The 26,302-nt window shown below is 75.0% G+C and carries 17 protein-coding genes and 3 pseudogenes; 9 read left to right on the top strand and 11 right to left on the bottom strand.

Annotation, left to right across the window (positions count from 1 at the left end):
* Window positions 1-164 precede the first annotated feature (164 nt).
* The 4 genes and pseudogenes from G6N66_RS00100 to G6N66_RS29910 all read left to right on the top strand — a co-directional run.
* Window positions 165-1,502, top strand: coding sequence for a PE family protein (locus tag G6N66_RS00100; RefSeq protein WP_085235473.1), 1,338 nt, complete (start codon window positions 165-167; stop codon window positions 1,500-1,502).
* Window positions 1,503-1,814: 312 nt separating this feature from the next.
* The gene (locus tag G6N66_RS00095; protein WP_163645746.1) at window positions 1,815-3,263 is read left to right on the top strand and encodes a PE family protein; all 1,449 of its coding nucleotides are present in this window, start codon (window positions 1,815-1,817) and stop codon (window positions 3,261-3,263) included.
* A gap of 55 nt (window positions 3,264-3,318) precedes the next feature.
* The gene (locus tag G6N66_RS00090) at window positions 3,319-4,749 is read left to right on the top strand and encodes a PE family protein (protein WP_163645745.1); all 1,431 of its coding nucleotides are present in this window, start codon (window positions 3,319-3,321) and stop codon (window positions 4,747-4,749) included.
* A 108-nt stretch (window positions 4,750-4,857) separates the two neighbouring features.
* A pseudogene (locus G6N66_RS29910) lies at window positions 4,858-6,111 on the top strand (PE family protein); the annotation flags it as partial.
* A 16-nt stretch (window positions 6,112-6,127) separates the two neighbouring features.
* On the opposite strand, the gene G6N66_RS00080 reads toward G6N66_RS29910, so the two are convergent.
* The 8 genes from G6N66_RS00080 to G6N66_RS00045 form a co-directional block, all read right to left on the bottom strand.
* A complete protein-coding gene (locus G6N66_RS00080) occupies window positions 6,128-6,424 on the bottom strand; it encodes a hypothetical protein (protein WP_085231725.1) in 297 nt (98 codons plus the stop codon).
* Window positions 6,421-7,923 (bottom strand): class I adenylate-forming enzyme family protein, encoded by a 1,503-nt coding sequence (locus G6N66_RS00075; protein WP_085231724.1) that lies wholly within the window; start codon window positions 7,921-7,923, stop codon window positions 6,421-6,423. Before G6N66_RS00075 ends, G6N66_RS00080 begins: the two co-directional genes overlap by 4 nt.
* 144 nt (window positions 7,924-8,067) lie before the next feature.
* Window positions 8,068-8,850, bottom strand: coding sequence for a crotonase/enoyl-CoA hydratase family protein (locus G6N66_RS00070; RefSeq protein WP_085231723.1), 783 nt, complete (start codon window positions 8,848-8,850; stop codon window positions 8,068-8,070).
* Between the two features lie 36 nt (window positions 8,851-8,886).
* Window positions 8,887-10,296 (bottom strand): WS/DGAT/MGAT family O-acyltransferase, encoded by a 1,410-nt coding sequence (locus G6N66_RS00065; protein WP_085231722.1) that lies wholly within the window; start codon window positions 10,294-10,296, stop codon window positions 8,887-8,889.
* 41 nt (window positions 10,297-10,337) lie between these two features.
* Window positions 10,338-11,522 (bottom strand): alpha/beta hydrolase, encoded by a 1,185-nt coding sequence (locus tag G6N66_RS00060; RefSeq protein ID WP_085231721.1) that lies wholly within the window; start codon window positions 11,520-11,522, stop codon window positions 10,338-10,340.
* 46 nt (window positions 11,523-11,568) lie between these two features.
* Window positions 11,569-12,078, bottom strand: a complete 510-nt coding sequence (locus tag G6N66_RS00055; RefSeq protein ID WP_085231720.1) for a hypothetical protein — start codon at window positions 12,076-12,078, stop codon at window positions 11,569-11,571.
* A 1-nt stretch (window position 12,079) separates the two neighbouring features.
* Window positions 12,080-13,315, bottom strand: coding sequence for a molybdopterin-dependent oxidoreductase (locus G6N66_RS00050; protein WP_139825086.1), 1,236 nt, complete (start codon window positions 13,313-13,315; stop codon window positions 12,080-12,082).
* Window positions 13,312-13,953, bottom strand: a complete 642-nt coding sequence (locus G6N66_RS00045; RefSeq protein WP_085231719.1) for a class I SAM-dependent methyltransferase — start codon at window positions 13,951-13,953, stop codon at window positions 13,312-13,314. Before G6N66_RS00045 ends, G6N66_RS00050 begins: the two co-directional genes overlap by 4 nt.
* Window positions 13,954-14,063: 110 nt before the next feature.
* Here G6N66_RS00045 and G6N66_RS00040 point away from each other — a divergent pair, with 110 nt between their 5' ends.
* A complete protein-coding gene (locus G6N66_RS00040) occupies window positions 14,064-14,951 on the top strand; it encodes an alpha/beta hydrolase (protein WP_276012603.1) in 888 nt (295 codons plus the stop codon).
* On the opposite strand, the gene G6N66_RS00035 is transcribed toward G6N66_RS00040, so the two are convergent.
* Both G6N66_RS00035 and G6N66_RS00030 read right to left on the bottom strand, forming a co-directional pair.
* Window positions 14,936-16,240 carry an amidohydrolase family protein gene (locus tag G6N66_RS00035; protein WP_085231717.1) on the bottom strand — a complete coding sequence of 435 codons (1,305 nt, stop codon included), beginning with the start codon at window positions 16,238-16,240 and terminating at the stop codon, window positions 14,936-14,938. The two genes, G6N66_RS00040 and G6N66_RS00035, sit on opposite strands and share 16 nt — an antisense overlap.
* Window positions 16,234-17,418, bottom strand: a complete 1,185-nt coding sequence (locus G6N66_RS00030) for a CoA transferase (RefSeq protein WP_232079163.1) — start codon at window positions 17,416-17,418, stop codon at window positions 16,234-16,236. The genes G6N66_RS00035 and G6N66_RS00030 overlap by 7 nt, the downstream gene beginning before the upstream one ends.
* 259 nt (window positions 17,419-17,677) lie before the next feature.
* Here G6N66_RS00030 and G6N66_RS29905 point away from each other — a divergent pair.
* Together G6N66_RS29905 and G6N66_RS29900 are read left to right on the top strand one after the other, a co-directional pair.
* A pseudogene (locus tag G6N66_RS29905) lies at window positions 17,678-20,352 on the top strand (PE family protein).
* Window positions 20,353-20,672: 320 nt separating this feature from the next.
* Window positions 20,673-23,261: a PE family protein gene (locus G6N66_RS29900; RefSeq protein WP_163645743.1), complete on the top strand. Its 2,589-nt coding sequence runs from the start codon at window positions 20,673-20,675 to the stop codon at window positions 23,259-23,261.
* Here G6N66_RS29900 and G6N66_RS00015 read toward each other — a convergent pair.
* A complete protein-coding gene (locus tag G6N66_RS00015) occupies window positions 23,235-23,528 on the bottom strand; it encodes a hypothetical protein (RefSeq protein WP_163645742.1) in 294 nt (97 codons plus the stop codon). The genes G6N66_RS29900 and G6N66_RS00015 overlap by 27 nt on opposite strands.
* 4 nt (window positions 23,529-23,532) lie before the next feature.
* Here G6N66_RS00015 and G6N66_RS00010 point away from each other — a divergent pair, with 4 nt between their 5' ends.
* Both G6N66_RS00010 and G6N66_RS00005 read left to right on the top strand, forming a co-directional pair.
* Window positions 23,533-24,702, top strand: a complete 1,170-nt coding sequence (locus tag G6N66_RS00010; protein WP_163645741.1) for a hypothetical protein — start codon at window positions 23,533-23,535, stop codon at window positions 24,700-24,702.
* Between the two features lie 164 nt (window positions 24,703-24,866).
* Window positions 24,867-26,302, top strand: a pseudogene (locus G6N66_RS00005) (PE family protein); the annotation flags it as partial.

Below are 26,302 nucleotides of genomic sequence, written 5' to 3'. Positions count from 1 at the left end.
TTCCTCATCACGGCAAGGGAATTCGTCGCCCGCACGTTTCGTCCGATTAGCTGGACATTTCGTCCGGCGCCAATTGTCTGGCGACACAGATCGAGATAACTTCCCATTACCCGCAATTCGAGTGCGGGCCTTCGTCGTGGGGTGTCGGAAATCGGAGGTGCGGGATGTCTTCTGTGATCGCTATACCCGATCTGGTGGCGGCTGCTGCCTCAGATCTGCACAGTCTCGGTTCGACAATCAACGGCGCCCATGCCGCCGCCACGCCCCCCACAACGGGGCTGCTGGCCGCGGCCGAAGACGAAGTGTCGACGGCGGTCGCGGCGCTATTCGGCCAGCACGCCAAGGAATTCCAAGCGCTAGCCGCCCAGGCGCAAACGTTCCACCAGAGTTTCGTCCAGGCCTTGAACGGTGCCGCCAACGCGTATTCCGGCGCCGACGCCCATAGTGCCGCCGCCCTCGCGCTCAACGCGATCAACGCACCCACCGAGGCTCTGCTGGGCCGCCCGCTGATCGGCAACGGCGCGCCCGGCACGCCCGGAACGGGTGAAAACGGCGGCGCCGGAGGCATTCTGATCGGCAACGGCGGCGCGGGCGGATCGGGCGGCATAGGCCAAAACGGCGGCAATGGCGGGGCGGGCGGCCTGATCGGCAGCGGCGGGGCCGGCGGGGCCGGCGGCGGCGCGCTCAATGGGGTGGCCGGCAACGGCGGTCATGGCGGCAACGCCGGGTTGTTCGGCAACGGCGGTGCGGGCGGCCTGGGCGGGAACGGCACTAACCCCGACAATCCGCTGGGCGCCGGCACCGGCGGCGCCGGCGGCAGGGGTGGCAACGGCGGCCTGTTCTTCGGGAACGGCGGTCTCGGTGGCGGCGGTGGGGCCGGGCCCACCGCCGGCGGCGCGGGCGGCGCCGGCGGTGCCGGTGGCCTGTTCTACGGCAACGGTGGTGGCGGCGGCGCCGGCGCCGACGGCGGCGCCGGCGGTGCCGGTGGATCCGCGCACCTGCTCGGCAACGGCGGCGCCGGCGGCGCCGGCGGGACGGGGGTCGCAGGCATCGCGGGCAGCGGCGGCGGCAACGGCGGGGCCGGCGGCAACGCCGGGCTGCTGAGCGGGCAAGCCGGTGCCGGCGGTGCCGGCGGGGCCGGCCTTGCCGGCCTCAACAGCAGCTCGGGCGGCAACGGCGGATCCGGCGGCGGTGCCGGCCTGTTCGGCGGCGGCGGGGACGGCGGGGTCGGCGGCGACGCCGCCGTGGACGGCACCAACGGGGACGGCGGGCAGGGCGGCGCCGGGGGCGTGTTCTACGGCAATGGCGGCAACGGCGGCGCAGCCGGTCTCGCGACCGGGTTGGGCGTCAGCGCCGGCAACGGCGGCAACGGCGGCGATGCCAAGCTCATCGGCAACGGCGGCAACGGCGGCAATACCCTCGACGGCGGGACGCCCGGCAAGGGTGGCAACAAGGGTCTGCTGTTCGGGACCCAGGGGACTCCCGGATCGAACGTGCTCTAGCGGCGTCGGTCGCTGTCCGGCAGCGACTGACCCAGGGCGACTCCGCCGCGGGGCGCCCCGATGGGCGAGTAGCTCGAATTTCCCAGCAAGGCAAGGGAATTCGTCGTCCGCGACGGCATTCGGGGCTAGCGGAGCGTGCTCCTCGGCGCCCGACCGCATCCGCGGCGGGCGTCACCTCCCCCGATCTGGCCAAAAGAGAGCTTTTCGATTAGGCCTGCGTCGCAGCGAACACAGGTTAAGATTTGCTCCCCAACGCATGCTCGACAATCGCTAACCCCTCGGCGAGCGAGCCGATTCGCCGGAGGTAGCGAGATGCCTTTCGTGATCGCAGAGCCCGACCTCGTGACGGCTGCCGCCGCGGATCTGGCGAGAATCGGTTCCACGCTGACCCAGGCCAATTCGGCCGCGGCGGCCCCGACCACGCAGGTGCTGGCCGCCGGCGCAGATGAGGTGTCGGCGGCCGTCGGCGCATTCTTCGCCGCTCACGGTCAGCGGTATCAGGCCCTCGGCGCCCAGGTGGCGGCTTTTCACGACCAATTCGTCCAGGACGTGGGCGCCGGCGCCCGCGCCTACGCCAGCACCGAGGCGGCCAACGCCGCCGCCGCGGCCAACCTCTGGCAAACCCTGCAGCAGGACGTGCTGAACGCGGTCAACGCCCCCACCGAACTGCTGTTGGGTCGGCCACTGATCGGCAACGGCGCCGACGGGTTGCCGGGGACCGGGCAGGACGGTGGCGCCGGCGGACTGTTGTGGGGCAACGGGGGCAACGGCGGCTCCGGAACGCCCGCGACCGGGGCCGGCCCCGGAGGGCCGGGCGGCAACGGCGGACCCGCCGGCCTGTTCGGAAACGGCGGCGCGGGCGGGGCCGGCGGCCAAGCCGTCGGCCTCCAGTCCGCCGGCCCGGGTGGGGCCGGCGGCACCGGCGGGCTGCTGTTCGGCAACGGGGGGCCCGGCGGTGTCGGCGGATTCGCGTTGTCCCCCACCACCGGAGGTACCGGAGGGCGGGGCGGGGACGCCGTCGGGTTGTTCGGCAACGGCGGGGCCGGGGGCGATGGCGGTTCCGGTCAGCTCGGGGATTTGCAGAACAGTGTTGCCGGCGCGGGCGGCCAGGGCGGCCACGGCGGAACGCTGCACGGCGACGGCGGCCGCGGCGGCAACGCCGGATTCGCCACGCGCGGCAACTTCGGTGGCAACGGCGGCGCCGGCGGGATGTTCAGCGGCGACGGCGGCGCCGGCGGCAACAGCACGGGCGGCAAGGTGGGCGGCGCCGGCGGAGCCGCCGGCTTTATCGGCGACGGGGGCGCCGGCGGCACGGGCGGTGCCGCCGACCAGACCCTGCTCTTTGAAAACGGGGGCGACGGCGGCACCGGCGGAGCGGGCGGCGCCTTTTGGGGCGACGGCGGGCACGGTGGCATGGGCGGGCAATCCGCCTACGGGAACGGCGGCCACGGGGGTGCGGGCGGCAACGCCGTCGGATTCTTCGGCGACGGCGGGGCCGGCGGGGGCGGTGCCCAGGGTTTGGGCAAGGGCGGTTTCGGCGGCCAGGGCGGCGACGGGGGCGTCATCGGCGGCGGCGGTCGGGGTGGCGACGCCGGGGTGGGCACCACCTTCTCCGGATCGGTGGGCGGGGACGGCGGCAACGCCCGGCTGATCGGCAATGGCGGAGCCGGGGGCACCGGATACCTCGGGGCGGGCGGGATTGGCGGCGCCGGCGGGCTGTTGCTCGGCGTGCCCGGGGCCGACGGGCGGGACGGACCGTGACCGGTCACGGCGCCAACGTTTCGCGCTTCACCGCGCCAACACAGTGGAGGTGTACATGTCATTCCTGATCACCCAGCCCGACCTGGTCTCGGTCGCCGCCACCGAGCTGGCGAACATCGACTCGACGCTCGGGCAGGCCACCTCGGCGTCGGCGGCGCGCACCATGCAGCTGGTGGCGGCGGGCGCCGACGAGGTGTCAGCGGCCGTGGCCGCCGCCTTCGGCTCGCACGCCCTGGATTTCCATGCGGTCGGCGCCCAAGCGGCGGCCGTCCACCGGCAATTCGTGCAGGCGCTCAATGCCGCGGCGGCCGAGTACGCCGCCGCCGAGGCCGCCAACGCCGCGGCCACGGCCAACCCCTGGCAGGCCGTGCAACAGGGCATCCTCAACGCCATCAACGCGCCGACCGAACTGCTCCTGCAGCGCCCGCTGATCGGCGACGGCGCCGACGGCGCGCCCGGCACGGGCCAAGACGGCGGCACCGGCGGGATTTTGTGGGGCAACGGCGGCGACGGCGGGTCCGGCGCCGCGGGCCAAAACGGCGGCAACGGCGGCCGGGCGGGCCTGATCGGCAACGGCGGCGCGGGCGGGGCGGGGGGTCTGAGCACCGTCGCCGGAACCGCCGCCGGCAGCGGCGGCGCCGGCGGCACCGGCGGGCTGTTGTGGGGCGACGGCGGCCGGGGCGGCGCGGGCGGTGCTTACAACGCCGCCGCCCTGCAGAACGGCGCGGGCAGTGGCGGCGCGGGCGGGGACGCGGTCGGGTTGTTCGGCAACGGCGGCGCCGGCGGCACCGGCGGCACCGCGTCCGCCGTCAACTTCACGTCCGGGAACGGCGGCCACGGCGGCCACGGCGGCCTGTTGCACGGCACCGGCGGCGCCGGCGGAAACGCCGGCAGCGGGGCCGGCTTGGCGGGATCGCTCATCGGCGCCGGCGGAGACGGCGGCAACGGCGGCCTGCTCAGCGGCGATGGCGGTGCCGGCGGCGCCGGCCAGGGCCTGAACGGCGGCAACGGTGGCAACGCCGGGCTGATCGGCGACGGCGGCGTCGGCGGCGTCGGCGCGTTCACCGGGCCCGGCGGCAACGGGGGCGACGGCGGCACCCTGTGGGGCGACGGCGGGCGCGGCGGCGACGGCGGGCAAGCGGTTGGGGTCGGTTTCGGCGGTAAGGGCGGCGCCGGCGGCGACGCCGTCGGCCTGTTCGGCAGCGGCGGAGATGGCGGCAACGGCGGCCAGAGCGCCACCGCGGCGTTCAACGGGGGCCAGGGCGGACGCGGTGGCAACGCCGCCGTCTTCGGCGACGGCGGCAACGGGGGCAACGGCGGCGCCAGCCTGAACAAGGCTTTCGGCGGCGCCGGCGGGAACGCGCAACTCGTCGGCAACGGCGGCGCCGGCGGCAATAGCGCCGGGGTCGGCGGAATTCCGGGCGCGGGCGGCGCCGGCGGGCTGCTGCTCGGGTTGCCCGGCCCCGACGGACAGGCCGGGCCCTAGCCTTCGCTCGACGTCGAGCTCGCCGACCGGGCCCTTGCTCGGATCTCGCTTCGGCGCCCAACATCGCGCTACGCTTTTGCTCGGTATCACCTACGTGGGGGGTGAGAAATGTCAATTCTCGCCACACAACCCGACCCGATGGCCGCGGCGGCGACGGACCTCGAAGGCGTCGGTTCGGCTCTGCGCCAAGCCAATTGGACCGCGGCCACCCGCACCACGGAGCTACTCGCCGCCGGTGACGACGAAGTCTCGGCGGCGGTGGCAGCGGTATTCGGCGACCACGCCCAGGCATACCAGGCCGTCAGCGCCCGGGCCGCGGCGTTCCACCAGCAATTCGTCGAGGCCTTGAGCGCGGCTGCGGCGGCCTATGCGCGCACCGAGGCGGCCAGTGTGTCGTCCTTGCAGACCGCTGCGCAAGATTTGCTCAACGTCATCAATACGCCCACCGAGCTGCTGCTGGGCCGCCCGCTGATCGGGAACGGGACCAACGGGGCGCGCGGCACGGGGCAAGACGGCGGCGCCGGCGGGATCCTGTGGGGCAGCGGCGGCAACGGCGGGTCCGGCGCCGCCGGCCAAAACGGCGGCAACGGCGGGCCCGCCGGGTTGTTCGGAAACGGCGGCGCCGGCGGCACCGGCGGCCAAGGTGCCGACGTCGGGAGTCCCGGGGGCACCGGCGGCAGGGGCGGCGCCGGTGGCCTGCTGTGGGGCAACGGCGGCGCGGGCGGCATGGGCGGGGTCAACGACTTCGTCGGCGCGAGCAACGGGGGCACCGGCGGCGCCGGCGGCAACGCGATAGGGCTGTTCGGCAGCGGCGGCGCCGGCGGAGCCGGCGGCTTCAGCAATCAGGGCACCGACGGCTCCGGCGGGGCGGGCGGCCATGGCGGCAGCGGCGGGTTGCTGTGGGGGATGGGTGGCGACGGGGGCGACGCCGGCGACGGCAGCACGGGCAACGTGGGCGGTGCCGGCGGCGCGGGCGGTCAGCTGTTCGGCGATGGGGGCGACGGCGGCAACGGCACCCAGGGCAAGAACGGCGGCAGCGGCGGCAGCGCCCACCTGATCGGAAACGGCGGCGCTGGAGGAACCGGCGGCGGCGGGTTCATCGTGCCCCAGGGTGGTGCCGGCGGGGCGGGCGGCAACGGCGGGTCGCTGTTCGGCAACGGCGGTCACGGCGGCACGGGCGGGCAGTCGATCTTCAATGCCCCCGGCGCCGGGGGGCCGGGCGGCAATGCCGTGGGCCTGATCGGCAACGGCGGCGACGGCGGCGAAGGCGGCGCGAACGTCAGCGGGCCGGACGGCCCCGGTGGTCCCGGCGGCAACGGCGGTCTGCTGTTGGGGGCCGCCGGGGCCGACGGGCCGCACGGACCCTAGCCGAGGGCCGTCAGTCGCTGGCCGGCAGCGGCTTGACCTCTTTGAGCGACAGCGCGGTCGTGCCGACGCTCAGGCTGCCCGCGCCGGGCTTGGTCACCAGTACCTCGGCGCCGGTCTCGTCGACGTAGCGCTTGCCCATTACCGTGCCGTCGGCGAACGCCGGGTCGAGTTCACCGGAGCGCTCGGCGCCGATCGGGACCATCGGCACACCGCCGCAACGCAAGTCGTCGAGGCTGTCGGAGCTCCGGACGACGATCACCTGGGTGTCGCATACCTGGCTGGCCAGACGGGTTCCGTTCTTGATCATGCATGCAATCCTTTTAGCGTCTCGATGATTTCCCGGCGAAGCACCTTGCCGGTGGGAGTCGTGGGCAGCTCGTCGCGAAAGACTACCCGGTCCGGGGTGCGCGACCCGCGCAAACTCTTGCGGACATGTTCGCGCAGTTCCTCGGGGTCGGGATCGATGCCGGCGACGGGCACCACCACCGCGACGATCGCCTGGCCCCACTGCGGATCCTCGACGCCGACCACGGCGACGTCGCGCACATGCGAGTGCTCGATGAGCACCTCCTCCAGCTCGGCGGGCGCGATGTTCTCCCCGCCGCGGATGATGGTGTCGTCGCTGCGCCCGCCGATGAACAGGTAGCCCTCTTCGTCCAGCATCGCGATGTCTTTGGTTGGGAACCAACCGTTTTCGTCGAGCACCGAGCCGATCCCGGTGTAGCGGCCGGACACCTGCTCGCCGCGCACGAACAGCTCGCCGGTCTCCCCCGGGCCGAGCACGTTGCCGTCGTCGTCGCGGATCTGCAACTCGATGCCGGGCACCGGCTGCCCGACCGACCCGAGCCGCTTGGAGGCGGCGGGATCGGAGGCCGAGTGCGCCGCCCGGTGGTCGTCGGGGCCGAGCACTGCGATCGTCGAGCTCGTCTCGGTCAGCCCGTAGGCGTTGACGAAGCCCACCTCCGGCAGCAATTCCAGCGCCCGCCGGACCAGTGGCAGGCCCACCTTCGAGCCGCCGTAGGCCAGGTTGCGCAGCGTCGGCAGCTGGTGGCCGCCGGCCTCGAGCACGGTGACGATGCGGTCCAGCATGGTGGGCACCACCGTGGCGGTGGACACCCGTTCGGCGTTGACCAGGCGCACCCATTCCTGCGCGTCGAAGTTGGGCAGGTAGACCATCTTTCGCCCGGCGTACAGGTTGGACAGCGCCGCGCTCACCCCGGCGATGTGATAGGGCGGCACGCAGATCAGCGCGGCGTCGTCCGCCCCGGCGGACTCGAATTCGACCGTGCTGGTGATGTAGCTGGTCAGGTTGGTGTGGGACAGCTCGACGGCCTTGGGCTGCGACGTGGTGCCCGAGGTGAACAGGACGATCGCGACGGACTCCGGGTCGGCGAACTCGGCTTCAAATTCAGCGGCCTCGGGGCTGCGCGCCGCCGTCAGGAAGTCATCGGAGTCCAGCACCTGTAGCCCGGCGTCCCTGACCATCTCGCGGTAACCGGCGTCGACGATCACCAGCGGTTCGGGCAGCCGCCCGATCAGGGTCTGGATGCCCTCGGCCGACAGCCGGTAGTTGAGCGGGGTGAACGCCACCCCGGCGCGGGCCGCGGCGAAGATCAGCAGCGGGAGCATCGCCCCGCCGGTGCCGACGTACGCCACGTGCTTGGCGTTCGACGCGGCGATGACGCCGGCGCCGCCGTCGGCGAGGTCACTGAGCTGCTGGGTGGTCAGCCGCAAGTCGCCGGCCACGACGGCCGTGCGGTCGGGGTTGCCCGACGCGGCCATCTCGAGCAGCAACGAAACGCTCATCCTCGGTCCTTACTGGATCCCCGGCCCTTTACAAATCTCGGCCATAGTGTAACTGAGCGCCAAGGAGCCCTCGCCGAGCGTGTTCGCAGGGTGAGAAATCAGCGGAAATCTCGCCATGCCGTCACGCTCGGCGACGCCCCGCGGTTACGTCCCGGTCCAGTTGGGCGCGCGCTTCTCGGCGAACGCGATCGCGCCCTCCTTGGCGTCGTTGGAGACGAACACCGGGCCCAGGATCTTGGTCTGCTCGGCCCACATGTTCTCCGGGGTCCAGCCGCGGGACTCGACGATGATCCGCTTGGTGGCGGCCACCGCCAGCGGCCCGTTGGCGGCGATCCGCTCGGCCAGCTCGATGGCGGCGTCCAGGGCCTGCCCCGGCTCGGCCAGCACGTTGACCATCCCCAGCGCGTGCGCGCGCTCGGCGGACAGGTTCTCCCCCGTCAACGCCAACTCCATGGCGATGGCCGACGGGATGCGCTGGGGCAGCCGCAGCAACCCGCCGCCGCCGGCGACCAGGCCGCGCTTGACCTCGGGGATGCCGAAGGCGGAGTCCCGCGAGGCCACGATCAAATCGGTGGCCAGGGCCAGCTCGGTGCCGCCGGCCAGCGCGTAGCCCTCGACCGCCGCGATGAGCGGCTTGTCCGGCCCGCGCTCGGTGAAGCCCATGCCGCGGCCCTCGACGATGGGGACCTCGCCGCGCGCGAACGCCTTGAGGTCCATGCCCGCGCAGAACGAGCCGCCCGCGCCGGTGACGATGCCCACGGAAAGGCCCTTGTCGCCGTCGAGCCGATCGACCGCGTCGGCCAGGCCCCGGCTGACCGCGGCGTTGACCGCGTTCTTGGCCTTGGGCCGGTTGATGGTGATGATCAGAATCCGGTCGCGCTGTTCGACCAGGACTTCGGGTTCGGTGTTGCCAGCTTCTTCGCTCACACCGGTGATGGTAACGGCCCGCCGCCGGGCCCCACATCAGGCCGGAGCCAACGCCTCCGGCACCTCGGTAAGGCTTTCGGAAAGCCCTGCGGCCCGGCGTATTTCGACGAAGTCGGCGATCATGGCCTCGGTTACCTCGTGCGGGTCCTTGACGGTCGAGCCGTCGGAGAGCACCGAGATGTTGAGCTGGTCGACGTAGCTCCACACGGTGATGTTCAGCCCGCTGCCGGCGGTCAGCGGGCCCACCGAGTAGATCTCGGTGACCAGCGCGCCGCCCACCCGGCCGCGTTCGCGCGGCCCGGGCACGTTCGAGATGTTCAGGTTGAGCACCTTGTTCTGCCCGTCGCGGTTGGACAGCCAGCGGAACAGGGCTTCGGTGCCGGTCGGCGGCCAGTAGGCCGCCCAGCGCGCGATCAGCTCCTGGCCCATCAGCTGGTGGCCCTCCTTGGCCAGGACCGCGTTCTCATGGCACAGCCGCACCCGTTCCAGCGGGTCGTCGGAGTCGGCCGGCAGCGCGACCATCATCCCGGTGAAGCGATTGCCCGAGATCCGTTCCGGCGAGAAGTCGTAACTCACCGGGACCGACGCCAGCAGCGGTTCGGTTTGGCCGTCGTAGCGCAACAGCAACGTCCGCAGCGCGCCGGTGGACATGGCCAACACCATGTCGTTGATCGTCGCGCCCAGCAGCTTGGCGGTCTGCCTCACATCGGCGAAAGCCAGTGTGGCGGTGGCGAATCGGCGCTCCGGGGTGAGCTTGTGGTTCATGAACGTCGGCGGCGGGGTGAACGGCATGGTCAGTTCCGGCGAGAGCTTGCGCGAGCTGCGTCGCACCCGACCCAGCCCCTGCGCGGTGTAGCGGACGGTCGCCGGGATGCGGGCGATGTGCCGCAGGTGATCGGTGAACGCGGACGTCATCAACTCCCGCTTGGACGGTGCCGGATCGGCCGCGTAGCTGACCTCGTCCCCGCCGGGCTGCAGATCCATGCCGCGCGCCAACAGGTTTGCCGAGGCGACGCCGTCGGCGAGGGCGTGATGGATCTTGCCGACGACGGCGATCCGGTGGTTGGTCAGGCCCTCGACGAAGTACATCTCCCACAACGGGTGGCCGCGGTCCAGCGGCGTGCTGGCGATCTGCCCGATCGCCTCGTCGAGTTCCCGTCGGCCGCCGGGGGACGCCACCCGCCACGGGCGGATGTGGTAGTCGAGATCCACCTCGCAGTTCTGCCGCCACATCGGGTGGTGAAACTTCAACGGGACGTCGACGAGCTGATAGCAGAACGGCTCCAGCTTGCCCAGCCGGCTTCGGATGACCTCGCGGAACGCGTCGATGGTAAAGCCGCGGCGTTCCTCGTCGAGTTCGATGACCGCGACCTTGATGGTGTGCATGTGCACGTTGGGCGCTTCGCTGTACAGCAGCACCGCGTCCCAGCCGCTGAGCCGCTTCACCGCCCCTCACCCATACCGCGACCTTACTCAGCGGTGGGCGCTCAGATCACCTCTTTCGCGCCGATCGGCGCCTTGCTGCGATGCACCTGGCGCAGGAACAGCGACGTCGCGTGCGCGGCCGCGCCGGCCCGCTCACCGTCGAGGAGGTCGAAGCCGTGTCCGGCCCCCGGCAACTCCAGGTAGCCGACCGACGAATGCGACGTCGCGCGCATCCGTTCGACGAAGCCGCGCGCCTGCTCGACCGGGATGACGTTGTCCTTGCTGCCGTGAATCACCAAGAACGGCGGGGCATTCCGATGCACCCGCGCGATCGGCGACGCGTCGCGGAACACCTCGGGGTGTCGGGCGATGGTCCGTTTCACCACCACCCGCTCCAGAAACTCGACGAACTGGGCGCGCTCGCGGGTGGATCGGTCCTGCCAGTCGTAGCGGCCGTAGATCGCGACCACGGCGTCCACCGAACTGTCGGCTCCCTCGGGCAGTTTGGCCTCGTACTGCGGGTCACCGGGGGTCAGCCCGGCCAGCGCCGACAGGTGGCCGCCGGCCGAACAGCCCGCCACCGCAACGAAATTGCGGTCGCCGCCGAACTTGTCCACGTTGGCCCGCGCCCACGCGATGGCGGTCTTGACGTCGATGATGTGGCGCGGCCAGCGGTGGTGCGGGGCGGCGCGGTAGTCGATCGCCAGACACACCCACCCCAGCTCGGCCATGCGTGACATCAGCGCGGACCCCTGCAGCATGCTGCGGCCGTGCACCCAGGCGCCGCCCGGGACGAAGATCAACACCGGCGCGGGGCCGGGAGGCAGATCCTTGCGGCGCCACACGTCGAGCACCTGCGCGGGGTGGTCGCCGTAGTGGACGCCGCGGCGGTAGACGTAGCGCGGGCGCAACGCGTCCAAGATCGGCGGCGTCCGTTGCGGCGCGGGCCATTCGCCGTCCAGGTCGACGGCCGACACCACCGAACGCAGCGCCGCGACGGAGGCCGCGTGCGCGCTTTCCCGATCCGCGCGGTCCGGGCGGTCCTTCTTTTTGGCTGCGGCCAGGAATTCGGGCGCGAGCCGGGCTCCCCAGATGCCCATCGCGGTCATGCCGCCCAGCGGCTCCAGGTGCTTGCCGACCATCGGTAGCGAAGCCCCGGCCTCGCTTAATGCCAGCGCATAGTCACCGGGGCGGGCCCGCAGCAACCAACGCAGATAGGCCGCCGCGCGCGGTCCCCTCGCCGTCATGTAGCGGAGCGTACCCCCGGGCGGGCCGCGGAAACCGACGTTTGCGTTAAGGCCGATGAAGTTGTGGCCGTGCACCGGCGGCGCGGCGCCACGCGAGGGCGCGTCGGGCGGCGTAGGCGAGGGCGCTCACGCCGAACATCACCGCGGTGAGCAGCAGCCACCGACCGAGAAACGGCTGCTGGGTTTGACCGGTCGCGGCCTGGTAGGTGGGCGCGCCCTGTTCGATGATGCCCGGGAGGAAGACCAGCAACGTCAGCCCCGCGGCCAGCGCCGGCACCCGAATATAGTTGCGCGCCGGCACTTCCGGGCGTTTGCCCGGCGGCACCGGGCGGATGGCGAGCGCACGGTCGGCCAGCGCGTAGAGCGGGAAGAGCACGAAGTCGTGTGCGATCACCGCGGCGACGAACCACACCGCGATCGGCTGCCACCAGGTGCTTTGGTTCCACAACTGGCTGATTTTGAACGTGGCCAGCGTGTAGGCCAGCAGCGCGAAGCCGGCCAGCATGGTCAGCAGATGCGCCGGATTGGCCCCGTAAAGCCTTGTGAACCTTGACATTTCACGCCTCGAATTCGATCGACCCGACCCACTTGGTGTTGTGCACGCCGGGCAGGGCCGGAACGATGATCCGCGCCGGATACCCGTGATCGATCGACAGGTCGGCGCCGCCGACCCGCAACGCCAGCAGCGCGTCGGGGTCGGCGATCTGATTGGCCGCCAGCCGGGCCTCGCCGAAGGCGCCGCCGCGCTGCAGGGACACCACCCGCGCCGACTTTGGTTGTGCCACACCGGCTCTGCGGGCCAACTCGGACAGCCGCACCCCGCTCCAGGTCTGCACGGTCGACCAGCCCTCCACGCAGGCGATCGGCAGCCGCGCGGTGTGCTGTGGCAGGGCGGCCAGCGCCGCGCGGTCCAGCACCACCTCGGCCGCGCCGCCGCGCAATATCAGCCGCCAACTCGCCCCGGTGGCCTCCGGCGTGATCCCGGCGGCGACGGCGGTCTTGTTGATCGGGAAGTCGCCCGGGCGCACGCGGCCCCGCGGCAGCAGCAGCGCGGCCCCGCGGGTGACACCGCCGAGGGTCTGTCCGGCGGTCAGCACACCGATGAGCAGCACACCGGCGCCCACCAACGCCAACGCGCCGCGCCTGCTCATCGTGGGTTCGCCGGGATCGGCCGCCACCAGCCCGTCGGGGTCGCGCGGCTGCGGGCGCGTTCCGGCCACGTTGGTACGCAACACTTCTCGCATCGACAGCGACCGCAGCCCGGCGATCATCGCCGGCAGCTTGACGGCGATGTGCAGCAGGAATCCGGCGATGAATACCCACGCGGCGAAGTAGTGGCCGGTGTAGAAGCTGAACCCGAACAGGTAGTCGTACTGGATGTTGAGCACGCCGGTGGCGATCTCGAACAGGATCCCGCCGACCAGCATCGCCACCGAGGCCCGCTCGAGCAGCTGTGCCGGCGAGCGCGCCGGCGGCCACACGAACAGCCGCGGTATCACCGACCACAGCTTGGCCAGCACCACCGGGATGATCAGCAGGCCCAATCCCACATGCAGGCCCTGGGTCAGCCGATACAACCACGACGGACAGGTGGGCCAGTCGAAGGTGGGCAGCCGCAGCCAGCCGACGTGATCGGGGATGGCCTGGCCCAACTGCGGCTGGTAGGCGATGTAGGACAGCAGCCCGGTGAGGATGATGAGCGGCAGCGCCACCAGGAGCACCAGGCCGAAGACCGACGTCAGCCACGGCCCGCGCAGCGGGCTGCGGAACCGGCCCGGCAGCGGGGCGCTCACAGGGCCGCCAGATCCGCGACCACCCGGCCGCCGACCAGGCGCACACCGGTGAGCGTCAGGCCGACCTGGCCGGCCAGCGTCGCGGCGCTGTCCACACCGACCGATGCCCAGCGGAACCACGGCCCGACGTCGGAAGCCGACTCCAGTCGCACCCAGTGCGACCGGACGCCGACGGCTTCGGCGTCGAATTCGGCCACGCAGCGCCCGCCGCAACACAGCAATTCGGCGGCGCGGCGCAGGATTCGGCGCGGGTCGCCGCCGAGGCCGATGTTGCCGTCGACCAGCAGCACCGTCTGCCAGTGACCCGTGCCGGGCAGCGGCTCGAACACGTCGCCGAGCAGGGCCGGCGCCCCGCCGCGACCGGCCAGCCGGATGGCGGTGGCGGATCGGTCGATGCCGAGCGCGGGGATCCCGCGCCTAATCAGCCGCGCGACCAACCGGGCCGGGCCGCAGCCGAGTTCGATGGTCGGCGCGGCGCACATCTGCGTCACGGCGTCGTCGAAAGGTTCATCCGTGGAGTCTTCGTCGCGGCACTCGGCGAGCCAGCGCTGCGCCGGCAGCGGACGGACCGCGCCGTCCTCGTGCCGGATCCAACATCGCTCGCCGTCCAACGCCCGATCGTAGAGATGTCCCGACATGCCAAGCCTCTACCCTGCTCCTCAATCCGATACACCGAGTTCGTTGCGGGCCCGTCGCGGGCCCGCGGTAGATGATTCGGTGCCCGACGCATACTGGATCGGTGTCGAGTATGGATTTTCATCCCGATCTGCGGCGCGCCGCCCGCTTCGCCCCACGACGCACGATGGGTCCCCGCGTTCTGCCGTTGATGCGGGCCATGTCGAAGGTGAGGTTTCGCGGCGGCTCGTCGAGCGGCGCCGAAGTGCTCACCCTGGGGTCCGGGGTCGGCGTGCGCCTGTTCCGGGCGGCTCATGGAGCCGGCCCCGCCCCGGCGCTGCTGTGGATTCACGGCGGCGGCTACGTGATCGGCAGCGCCGAGATGGACGACCGGTTGTGCGCGCGGTTCGCTACCAGGCTGGGCATCACGGTCGCGTCGGTGGAATACCGGCTGGCCCCCGAACATCCGTATCCCGCGGCGCTGCAGGATTGCTATGCCGCGTTGACCTGGCTGGCCGGGCTGCCCGGGGTGGACTCGGCGCGGGTGGCGATCGGCGGCGCCAGTGCCGGCGGCGGGCTGGCCGCCGCGCTGGCCCTGTGGGCGCGCGATCACGGGTTCACGCCGGCTTTTCAGTTGCTGGTGTATCCGATGCTCGACGACCGCAGCGCGGCGACCGCCGACAAGGCGGGCTACCGGCTGTGGAACCCGCGCGCCAACCGCTTCGGCTGGAGCGCCTATCTCGGTGCCGCCGACCCGCGGGTCGCGGTGCCGGCGCGGCGCGACGATCTCGGCGGCCTGCCGCCGGCGTGGATCGGCGTGGGCACCAACGAGTTGTTCCACGACGAAGATCTGGCCTACGCCGAGCGGCTGAGGGCCGCGGGTGTGCCGTGCGAGGTCGAGGTGGTGCCCGGCGCCTTCCATGGCTTCGACATCTGGGCAGCGAAAACGCCGGTGGCACAACGGTTTTTCGACAGTCAGTGCCAGGCTTTGGACGCGGCGCTTTCTCACATCGCGAAATAGACCAGCTCGCCTGCGATGACGGTGGCGGCCACCAGGCCGGCGTCCAGCTCGGCCAGCGCCGTGTCCGGCGGCTCGGTCAGCACGCACAGATCCCCCGGCTGCCCCGGTGCCACCGACCGCGGTAGGCCCGGCCGATCCGGCCGTCCCAAAAACATCGTCAAAGCCGTTCGCGCCGAGACACATTCACCGTCGTTGAGGACGGCGCCGCTGACGGTGGTGCGGTGCACCGCAGCGCGCATCGCCGTCCACGGGTCGCCGTGCCCAAAGGGCATGTCGGTGGACAGCGCCACCGGCACCGCCGCGTTCAGCAGTGATGCCACCCGCCACAGCTGCGGGTGCTCGGCGGCCGGGACGTCGGTGAGGTACTGATCGCCGCGCTCGGCGACGAAGTTGGGCTGGGTCACCACGGTGACGCCCAACTCGGCCAGGTCGTCCAGGTTCTCGTCGGGCACCAGCGCGGCGTGCTCGATGCGGTCGCGCTGATGACCGCCCGCGGCCCGCAGCGCCGCGATGGTCACGACGAGTTGGGCGGTGGTGACGCAGTGCACCGCCACCGGTTGATTTGCGTTGTGCCGCAAGGTGATCCAGTCGATCAGCGCGTCCAGGTCCAGGCGGTCGTCGTGCAGGATCATCTTGCCCGGCGCGAGGAAGTGCGGCCGCGGCCGGAACTCACCGCGGCGGTGCGCCACCATCAGCGCGACCATGTCGTCGGCGTCGAGGTCGGGGGTGGCGTCGGTGACGCCGGTGACGCCGGTCGCGGTGATGCGGCGGCTGAGCTCGGCCAGGTCGGACTCGCGCCGCGCCAGCGCCTCCGACCAGCCGCGGTCGGCGCTGCGCAGGCGTCCGTCGGGATGCTCGGGCAGCCCGACCCGGCCCAGCGCGGCGGTGTTGAGGATCCACAGCGCGCCGCTGCGGTGCTGAATGCGGACGGGGATGTGCGGCACGACGGCGTCCAGCGCGGTCCGGTCCAGGTCCCCGGCCACCGACTCGTGATAGCCGACGGCGCGGATCCAGCCGTCGGGGCCCGGGGTGGCGTTCGAGAGTATCTGTGCCAGTTCGCCTTTGGTGCTCACTCCGGGTGGGCCGACGCTGAACGAATACAACGCGGAGGCCGCCGAGCGGATATGCACGTGATGGTCGTGCAACCCGGGCAGCACCGTGCCACCGCCCGCGTCGAGCAGCCCCTCCCCCGGCCGCACGGCGAGGTTGTCGCCCACCTCGTCGATCTGCGCGCCGACCCGGATGTCGGTGACGGTGCCGTCGAGCAGGGTGGCCCGGCGAATCAGCATGGCAGGCAGCGTCTTTCGGCGATCAGCCGCCGCACGGCGTCGTTGTCGGCGCCGAGCTCGGACGCCGGCTTGGCCGCCGGCGGGATGGTCGGCGCCGGGGCGGGGTGGTCGCAGTTCGGGATCGTCGGCAGCGCGGCGTAGCTGGCGGCGACCGCGGCCAGCGACACCTCGATCAGCTCGCCGCCGCCGCGGCCCCGCGATTCGTTCACCGCCTGGGCGGCCGCCAGCCCGGTGAGCGGGTCGGCGATGGCGTCGCCGCAGAACACCGGGTTGCCTGCGCTGCCGCCGACCAGGCCGCCGGCCACCGCGGCGTCGTCGCCGAACGCCGGGCGGCCCGGGCACCCGTCATGGCCGGCGATCCGCAGCCAGATTCGGCCGGCGCGGGGCTCGATGTCCTTCGGCCCGAGCCCGCGGCGCGCCAGTGCCGCCGGCCGGGAGCCCTCGATGACGACGTCGGCGACGGCCAGCAGTGCGCGCAGCTCGTTCACCTGGCGGTCGAAATCGACGCAGTAGGAAAGCTTGCCGGTGTTGATCCAGTCGAAGAACCCGCGCTCGCCGGCCCGGGTGCCGTCCGGGCGGCTTGGGCTTTCGACCTTGACGACCGTGGCTCCCGAGCGGGCCAGCAGGTGCCCGCACAGCGGGCCCGCCCACATCGACGACAGATCGGCCACCAGCAGGCCGGTGTTAAGCGGCTCGGGCGCCTTGGGCGCCGTGGGCGCCTTGGGCCCGAGCGGACGTATCCGCGGTGCGGTGGCGGCCGCCTCGCCCAGCGCGGCCGCCGGGATGTCGAGCAGCCCGGCCCGCTCGACGACCGCGGCCACCGGCTGGGCCGCGACCCAGCGCTGCAGCGTCGGCCACGGGTTGGCCGGGACGTCGTCGGCGTGCAGCAGCGCCGGGACGGCCGCGACGTCGTCGGGACGGGACAGCGTGATCGCGCACCAGCCGTCGCGGGCCGCCAGCAACCGGGTGGCGCCGCCGGCCGACACCCGGCCGCCGCGGCGCAGCTCCAGCAGGGCGGCCCGGCCGGCCAGCAGCATGGCCGCGTCGGCGACGACTCGCTCGGCGCGATCCAACACGTTCGCGCGGGAGAAGTCGGCGGGCCCGTCGGGCCGGCCGGTCAAGAAGGCCAGCCCGCTGCTGCCCCAGTTGCGGACCGACGGGGTCGGCGTCGAGCTCACCACCCCACCATCGTGCGCCAACCGACCGCGACGACACCGAGTTCGGGAAACCCAGCGCCCGGGCGGCGCGGGCGGCCGGACGTCGAGTGTGGTGTAGTAGACGTATCGAGACATTTCGAATGATTTCGGACAATGGACAAGTAATCCGGTATGTAATCGGCTATCGTTCGTACCTGCTTGCCGAGCAGGCGGGATCGTAACGGGGGCCACGCGCACGACTCACTTGGGTCGTGCTTGAGCTAGTTGGGGTGGTCTCCACATGTCGTACGTGATCGCAACACCGCAGGCGCTGTCTACGGTAGCGGCCGATTTGGCCGACATCGGTTCCGCGCTGCAGGGCGCCAACGCCACCGCGGCGGGCCCCACCACCAACCTGCTGGCCGCCGCCGAAGACGAGGTCTCGGCCGCCATCGCGCAGCTGTTCGGCAGCCACGCGCAGCAATTCCAGGCCCTCAGCGCGCAAGCGGCGGCTTTCCACACCGAGTTCACCCACGCGCTGTCCGCCGGCGCCGGCGCCTACGGACTGGCCGAGGCCGCCAACGCCAAGCCGATGCAGAGCGTGCTCAACGCGGCCAACGCGACCACCGAGTCGCTGCTGGGACGCCCGCTGATCGGCAACGGCGCCAACGGCGCCGCCGGCACCGGGGAAGCCGGCGGGGACGGCGGGATCCTTTGGGGCAACGGCGGCAACGGCGGGTCGGGTGCGCCCGGGCAGGCCGGCGGCACCGGCGGGTCCGCGGGATTGTTCGGCAACGGCGGTGCCGGCGGCGCCGGCGGCGCGTCGTCGACCGGGGACGGCGGCGCGGGTGGCGCCGGCGGCAACGGCGGGTTGCTCTTCGGCAAGGCCGGTGCCGGCGGGGCCGGCGGCGCGGCCACCGGTGCCAGCGGATTCGGCGGCACCGGCGGGGCCGGCGGCCAGGCCTTCCTGCTCGGCAGCGGCGGGGCCGGCGGGGCCGGCGGGGCCAGCGCCGCCGGCACCGGCGGGGTCGGCGGCACCGGCGGCAACAGTGGGTTCTTGTACGGTCCCGCGGGCAACGGCGGGGCCGGCGGCGCGGCCACCGGCGGCATCCAGGCCGGCGCGGCGGGCGGGGCCGGCGGGCACGCCTTCCTGCTCGGCAACGGCGGGCTGGGCGGGGACGGCGGCGACGGCACCGGCGGGGCCGCCGGAGCCGGCGCGGACGGCGGCAACGCCGGGTTGCTGTTCGGCAAGGCCGGCGCCGGCGGGGCCGGCGGCGACAGCATGGGCGCCGACGGCGGCGCCGGCGGGGCCGGCGGCACATCCTGGCTGCTGGGCGCCGGCGGGGCCGGCGGCCTCGGCGGCACCAGCGGCGGAGCCAACGGTGGGGCCGGTGGGGCCGGCGGGGCCAGCGGCTTCTTCTTCGGCCCCGGTGGGGCCGGCGGCGCGGGCGGCGCCACCACCGGCGGCCTGGGTTCGGCCGGGGCCGGGGGCGCCGGAGCCCACGCCGGGCTGCTGGGCGCGGGCAGGGCCGGCGGCGCCGGCGGCGCCAGCGCCAGCGCCAGCGGCGACGGCGGCTCCGGCGGCGCCGGCGGCAGCGGTGGGCTGCTGATCGGTCACGGCGGCGCCGGCGGGCCGGCGGCGCGACAAGCTTCCAGGGCAGCTCAGGCGGCCACGGCGGGGCGGGCGGCCAATCCTGGCTGCTCGGCCACGGCGGCGTGGGCGGCGCCGGCGGGGCCGGCACCGACGCCACCGCCAGCTTCGGCGGCAATGGTGGCGGCGGCGGCAACGGCGGGTGGCTCTACGGCAAGGCCGGAAACGGCGGAGTGGGCGGGGCCAGCGCCAGCGGCCCGGTGAACGACGGCAACGGCGGAGACGGCGGCAGCGCCCCGCTCTTCGGGCACGGCGGCAACGGCGGCGACGGCCTCATCGGCGGCGCGGCCGGCCGGGCCGGCCTGCTCATCGGCCACGGCGGCGACGGCGGCACCGGCCGCAACGGCGCCAACGGCGGCTTCTTCATCGGGAACGGCGGTAACGGCGGCGACGGCGGCGTCGGCAACCCCACCCCCGGCGGCAAGGGCGGCCACGCCTGGCTGATCGGTAGCGGCGGCAGCGGCGGCAGCGGCAGCGACGGCGTGTCCACCATCGCCAACGGCAACGGCTTCGGCGGCGGCGCCGGCGGTCAGGGTGGGCTGCTGTTCGGCAACGGCGGCGCCGGCGGCGCCGGCGGGGCCGGACTGGTCACGATTCCGGGCTCCGGGCTCGGCGGCAACGGCGGCTCCGGCGGTAACGCCGGAGTCCTCTTCGGCACCGGCGGCTCGGGTGGCGCCGGTGGCGGCGGAGGCGCCGGCATCGACACCGCGTCCGGCGGGACCGGAGGCGCCGGCGGGCACGGCGGCGCCTCGTTCCTGACCGGCCACGGCGGCGTCGGTGGGGCCGGTGGGGCCGGCGGTGACGCCGGCGCCGGCGATTCGGCCGGCGCCGGTGGTCACGGGGGCAGCGCCGGCAAGAGCGGGTTGTTCCTCGGCCGGGGCGTCGATGGCGGGGACGGCGGCGCCGGCGGCGATGGCGGGGCCGACGCGACCGGCGGGGCCGGCGGCGACGGCGGCACCGGCGGCACCGCCAGGGCGTTCGGCGCCGGCGGTGCGGGCGGGGCCGGCGGTGCGGGCGCCAACGACGACGGAGCCGGGGCCACCGGCGGCGCCGGCGGCACCGGCGGCACCGGCGGCTTCACCTACGGCAGCGGCGGCGTCGGCGGCGCCGGCGGCGCCGGCGGCGCCAACCTCGACGACAGCACCGGCGGTACCGGCGGCCACGGCGGTTCGGGTGGGCACGGCCGGTTCATCGGTAACGGCGGGAACGGCGGCGCCGGCGGCGCCGGCGGCGACGGCACCCCGACCGGCCAGGGCGGCGCCGGCGGCGCCGGCGGCAGCGGCGGCTTGCTGGGCCAGCCCGGACAGCCCGGTCCAACCGGCTGACCTGCACCTATGTAGTTTCCCGGCTCTTCAGCCCTGCGACGAAGCCGGCTTAGGCGAAACGCTTAAGCCGGCTTCATACCGTGTGCGCCCTAACCTGCGGCTAAACGCGTGGTTCGATGTGATTTTGCACACAGAGGATTATTTAGAGTGTGGTCACGGCGGGTTATCGAAACTATTTGGATGAAATAGGGCACTTTTGGCAGAAACGCGGTATGCGATCGGATATCGTTCAAACCTGCCCGCCGATACCGGCGGTGTCGTGACGGGGGCCACGTGCACGACGTGATCGGTCGTGCTTGAGCTATTGGGGTGGTCTCCACATGTCGTACCTGGGAACGACGCCGCAGATATTGTCGGCAGCAGCCGCGGATCTGACGGGCATCGGCTCGACGCTTCAGGCCGCCAACACGGCCGCCGCGGGCTCCACGACAAACCTTCTGGCGGCCGCCGAAGACGAAGTATCGACCGCCATCGCGGCACTGTTCGGCACCCACGCGCAGGAGTTCCACGCCCTCAGCGCGCAAGCCGCGGCCTTCCACAGCCAGTTCACCCACGCATTGAGCAGCGCGGGCGGCGCGTACGCGACCGCCGAGGCAGCCAACGCCCAGACGATGGGACCGCTGGCGGCCGCCGAGCAGGCCGCGTCGCAGATGCAGTGGTTTTCGCCGTGGGAGATGCTGACCGGCCGCCCACTGGTGGGCAACGGCGCTGATGGCGCCGCGGGAACCGGACAGGCCGGCGGTGCCGGCGGGTGGATCGTCGGCAATGGCGGCAACGGCGGGTCGGGCGCCGTCGGCCAGGCCGGCGGCGCCGGCGGGTCCGCCGGGTTGATCGGCCATGGCGGCTCCGGTGGTGCGGGTGGAGTCTCGTCGGCGACCGGCAACGGCGGCGCCGGCGGGGCCGGCGGCAACGGCGGGTTGCTGTACGGCGCCGGCGGGTCCGGCGGCGCCGGCGGCGCCGAGACCGGAGCCAGCGGAGTGGGCGGCGCCGGCGGGGTCGGCGGCCGCTCCTGGCTGGTGGGCAACGGCGGGGCCGGCGGGGCCGGCGGATCCGGGGCCAGCGGCGGCGCCGGCGGCGTCGGCGGCAGCAGCGGATTCCTCTACGGCAACGGCGGTGCCGGCGGGGCCGGCGGCGCCAACACCAGCCCCACCGGGACCGGCGCGGTCGGCGGGGCCGGCGGCAACGCGCACGTGATGGGCAACGGCGGGGCAGGCGGGGCCGGCGGCGTCGGCCCGTCCGACGGCGGCGCCGGCGGCGACGGCGGCCACGCCGGCCTGTTCCACGGCGCGGGCGGCGCCGGCGGGGCCGGCGGCAGCGGCGCGGTCGGTGGTGACGGCGGCGACGGCAGCCATGCCGGCTGGCTCTCCGGCGGGGCCGGCGGCGCGGGCGGCGTCGGCGGCATCGGCGCCAGCGGCGACGGCGGTCACGGCGGTAGCGGCGGCGCCGGCGGGTTTGCCGGCGCCGGCGGCCAAGGCGGCACCGGCGGCACCGGCCAGGGCGGCGCCGGGGGTACCGGTGGCGCCGGCGGTAAGGCCGGCTGGTTGATCGGCGCCGGCGGCGCCGGCGGCAACGGCGGCTCCTCGGCAATCGGCGACGGCGGTGACGGCGGGGCCGGCGGCAGCGCCGGGTTCCTGTTCGGCACCGGCGGCGCCGGCGGCAACGGCGGCACCGGTGGGGTGGGCGCCACCGGTGCCAACGGCGTCGCCGGCGTGAACAACGGCAACGGCGGCGCCGGCGGAACCGGGGGCGACGGCGGTTCCGGTGGTGTCGGCGGCCGGGGCGGCCTGCTGTTCGGCAACGGCGGCGTCGGCGGCAGCGGCGGCGTGGGCGGAAACGGCGGCGCCGGCGGCAAGGGCGCCGACGGTGCACCCGGGGCGGTCCCCGGCGGGACCGGCGGCAACGGCGGCGACGGCGGCGTCGGCGGCGGCGGCGGCGACGGCGGCGTCGGCGGCAAGGGCGGCGAGGGCGGCCTGTTCATGGGCCACGACGGCACTACCGGCGCCGGCCGCGCAGGCGGCACCGGCGGGATCGGTGGCGAGGGCGGCAACGGCGGGGTCGGCGGTGCCGGCGACGCCACCAGCGTCGACGGCGGCACCGGCGGCAACGGCGGCAACCCGGGCGCCAGCGGCACCGGCGGCGCCGGCGGCACCGGCTCCACCATCGGTGCGCACGGGGCGTCCGGCGCCTCAGCCACCGCGGGCGGTAACGGCGGCGACGGCGGTGCGGGCTACAGCCCCACCACGCCGGGCGCCACCGGCGGTAACGGCGGCGCCGGCGGCAACGGCGGGGCGGTCGGCAACGGCGGCAACGGCGGGGCTGGCGGCAACGGCGCGGCCGGCGTGGCCGGCGCCGACGGCGTCAACCCCGGGGACAGCGGCGGCAACGGTTCGGCCGGCGGCGCCGGCGGCAACGGCGGGGCCGGCGGCCTGGGCGGCGAAGCCGGTAACAGCGAGACGGCAGGGTCGGCAGTGCCGGCGCGGCCAGCAGACCGGCAGCACCGGCGATCAGGCACCAACGGCATGGCGGGACAAGATTTGTACGGCACCGGCATCGGCGGCGGCCAGGCCGGCGGGTCGGGCGGCAACGGCGGTGTCGGCGGGGCCGGCGGCAACGGCGGGCTCGGCGGCACCGCGGCGCACGGCAACACGGGTAGCCAGGGGGCCGGCGGCGCCGGCGGCAACGGCGGCGCGGCCGGCACCCCCGGCGACGGCGGCAACGGCGCGGACGGCACCGCCGCCCACCGGCAGGGGCCGGCGGCGACGGCGGCAACGCCGGCACCGCGGGCGCCGGCGGCATCGGCGGCACCGGCTCGACCGCCGGCGCGGACGGCACCGACGGCGCGGCCGTCGTCGGGCCGGCAACGGCGGCGTCGGCGGCGCCGGCTACACCGCCACCGAATCGGGCGCTAGCGGCGGCAATGGCGGCGCGGGCGGCAATGGCGGGTCGATCGGCAACGGCGGCGCCGGCGGCGTCGGCGGCAACGGCGCGGCGGGCGCGGCCGGGGCCAACGGCATCAACCCCGGCTCCAGCGGCACCAACGGCCAGTCCGGCGGCGCCGGCGGCACCGGCGGGGCCGGCGGGCGCGGCGGCTCGATCTCCGGTAGTGGCGGCGCCGGCGGCGCCGGTGGGACCGGCGGCAGCGGCGGCAACGGCGGCACCGGGGTCACCGGGGCCAACGGCGTGTCCGGCGTCGACCAGTACGGCACCGGCGTCGGCGGCGGTCAGGCCGGCGGCAACGGCGGCAATGGAGGCACCGGCGGAGCGGGCGGCGCCGGGGGCACCGGCGGCACGGCGGCGCACGGCACCGCGGGCACCGACGGCGCCGGAGGTGACGGCGGCGACGGCGGGGCGGCGGGCACCCCGGGCGACGGCGGCAACGGCGCGGACGGCACCGCCACCAACATCACCGGCGGCGCCGGCGGCAACGGCGGCAACGCCGGCACCGCGGGCGCCGGCGGCACTGGCGGCAGCGGCTCGACCACCGGCAGTGACGGCGCGGCCGGCGACGGTGTCGTCGGCCCGGCCGGCAACGGCGGCGCGGGCGGCGCGGGCTACACCGCCACCGATTCGGGCGCTAGCGGCGGCAACGGCGGTGCGGGCGGTAACGGCGGCTCGATCGGCAACGGCGGCGCCGGCGGCGTCGGCGGCAACGGCGCTGCCGGAGCGGCCGGGGCCGACGGCGTCAGCTCGGGCGCCAGCGGCGGCAACGGCAACGCCGGCGGGGCGGGCGGCTCCGGCGGGGCCGGCGGTCAGGGCGGTTCGATCTCCGGTAACGGTGGGGCCGGGGGCGCCGGCGGCAATGGCGGCACCGGCGGGAACGGCGGCACCGGTGTCACCGGGGCCAACGGCGTGTCCGGGGCCAGCCAGTACGGCACCGGCGTCGGCGGCGGTCAGGCCGGCGGCAACGGCGGCGACGGCGGCACCGGCAGGCGGGCGGCGCCGGGCGCAGGCGGCGCAGCGTCGCCGGCACCGCGGGCACCGACGGCGCGGGCGGCAACGGCGGCGACGGCGGGGCGGCCGGCACTCCCGGCGACGGGGGTAGCGGCGCGACCGGCACCGCGACGAGCACCACCGGCGGGGCCGGGGGCAGTGGCGGCAACGCGGGCACGGCGGGCAGCGGTGGCACCGGCGGGAGTGGCTCCACCACCGGCGTCGACGGCGCCGGCGGCGCCGCCGTCGTCGGCCCCGCCGGGAACGGCGGCAACGGCGGTACCGGATACACCGCCACCACGCCGGGCGGCTCCGGCGGCAACGGCGGCGCGGGTGGTAACGGCGGCTCGGTCGGCAACGGCGGCCACGGCGGGGCCGGCGGCGACGGCGCCACCGGTACGGCCGGCGCCAACGGCCTGAACCCGGGCTCCAGCGGCGGCAACGGCGGGACCGGCGGCTCGGGTGGTCAGGGCGGTGCCGGCGGCGCGGGGGGCTCGATCTCCGGTGACGGCGGCGGCGGCGGAGCGGGTGGCAACGCCGGCAACGGCGGCAACGGCGGCGCCGGCGTCACCGGTTCGAACGGCGTGTCCGGTGTCGACGCCTACGGCACCGGCGTCGGCGGCGGCCAGGCCGGCGGCAACGGCGGCAACGGCGGCACCGGCGGGACGGGTGGCGCCGGCGGCGGCGGTGGCGCCGCGGCCCATGGCAACAGCGGCAGCACCGGGGCCGGCGGCCACGGCGGCAACGGCGGCAACGCCGGCACACCCGGCGACGGCGGCGCGGGCGCGACCGGCACCGCCAACCACACCACCGGCGGCAACGGCGGCACCGGCGGCAACGCCGGCGCCGCGGGTGCCGGCGGCAACGGCGGTGGCGGCTCGACCACCGGCGCCAGCGGCACCAGTGGCTCTGGGATAACCGGCCCGGCCGGCAACGGCGGCAACGGCGGCGCGGGCTACAGCCCGACCGCGCCGGGCGGCGACGGCGGCGACGGCGGCAACGGTGGCAACGGCGGCTCGATCGGCGACGGCGGCCGGGGCGGCGTCGGCGGCGACAGCGCAGCACCAGCGCGGCCAGCGCAATGTAACGTCAACCACGGCGACAGCGGCGGCGACGGCGGCGACGGCGGCTCGGGCGGCCAGGGTGGCGCCGGCGGCCAGGGCGGCGCGATCTCGGGCAACGGCGGCGCCGGGGGCGCCGGCGGCACGGGCGGGGGCGGCGGCAACGGCGGCACCGGTGTGGACGGCGCCGACGGTGTGGCCGGCGCCGACGAGTACGGCACCGGCATCGGCGGCGGACAGGCCGGCGGCAACGGCGGCAACGGCGGGACCGGCGGCAACGGCGGCAACGGCGGCACCGGCGGCACCGCCGCCCACGGCAGCACCGGCGCGACCGGCGCCGGCGGCGACGCCGGCAACGGCGGCAACGCCGGCACACCCGGCGACGGCGGCGCGGGCGCCATTGGCACCGCCAACCACACCACCGGCGGGACCGGCGGCAACGGCGGCAACGCCGGCACCGCGGGCGGCGGCGGCACCGGCGGCACCGGATCCACCGGCGGCAATGACGGCACCGACGGCGCCGGAATCGTCGGGCCGGCCGGCAACGGCGGCGCGGGCGGGTCGGGCTACACCTCCACCGTCGCGGGCGCGTCCGGCGGCGACGGCGGCTCGGGTGGTAACGGCGGCTCGATCGGCGACGGCGGTCGCGGTGGCGACGGCGGCAACGGCGTGGCCGGCAGCATCGGCAGCAACGGCGTCAACCCCGGCGACAGCGGCGGCAACGGCGGCAACGGCGGCGCCGGCGGCAACGGCGGCGCCGGCGGCCAGGGCGGCGCGATCTCGGGCGACGGCGGGGCCGGTGGCAACGGCGGTACCGGCGCGTCCGGCGGCAACGGCGGCGCCGGTGTGGACGGCGCCAACGGCGTGGCCGGCGTCGACGAGTACGGCACCGGCATCGGCGGCGGCCAGGCCGGCGGCGACGGCGGCAACGGCGGGACCGGCGGCAACGGCGGCAACGC

The organism is Mycobacterium conspicuum (genome assembly GCF_010730195.1).
Classification (GTDB): Bacteria; Actinomycetota; Actinomycetes; order Mycobacteriales; family Mycobacteriaceae; genus Mycobacterium; species Mycobacterium conspicuum.
The sequence above is the reverse complement of the archived record's forward strand: the minus strand, read 5'-3'. Positions and strand labels throughout refer to the sequence as shown.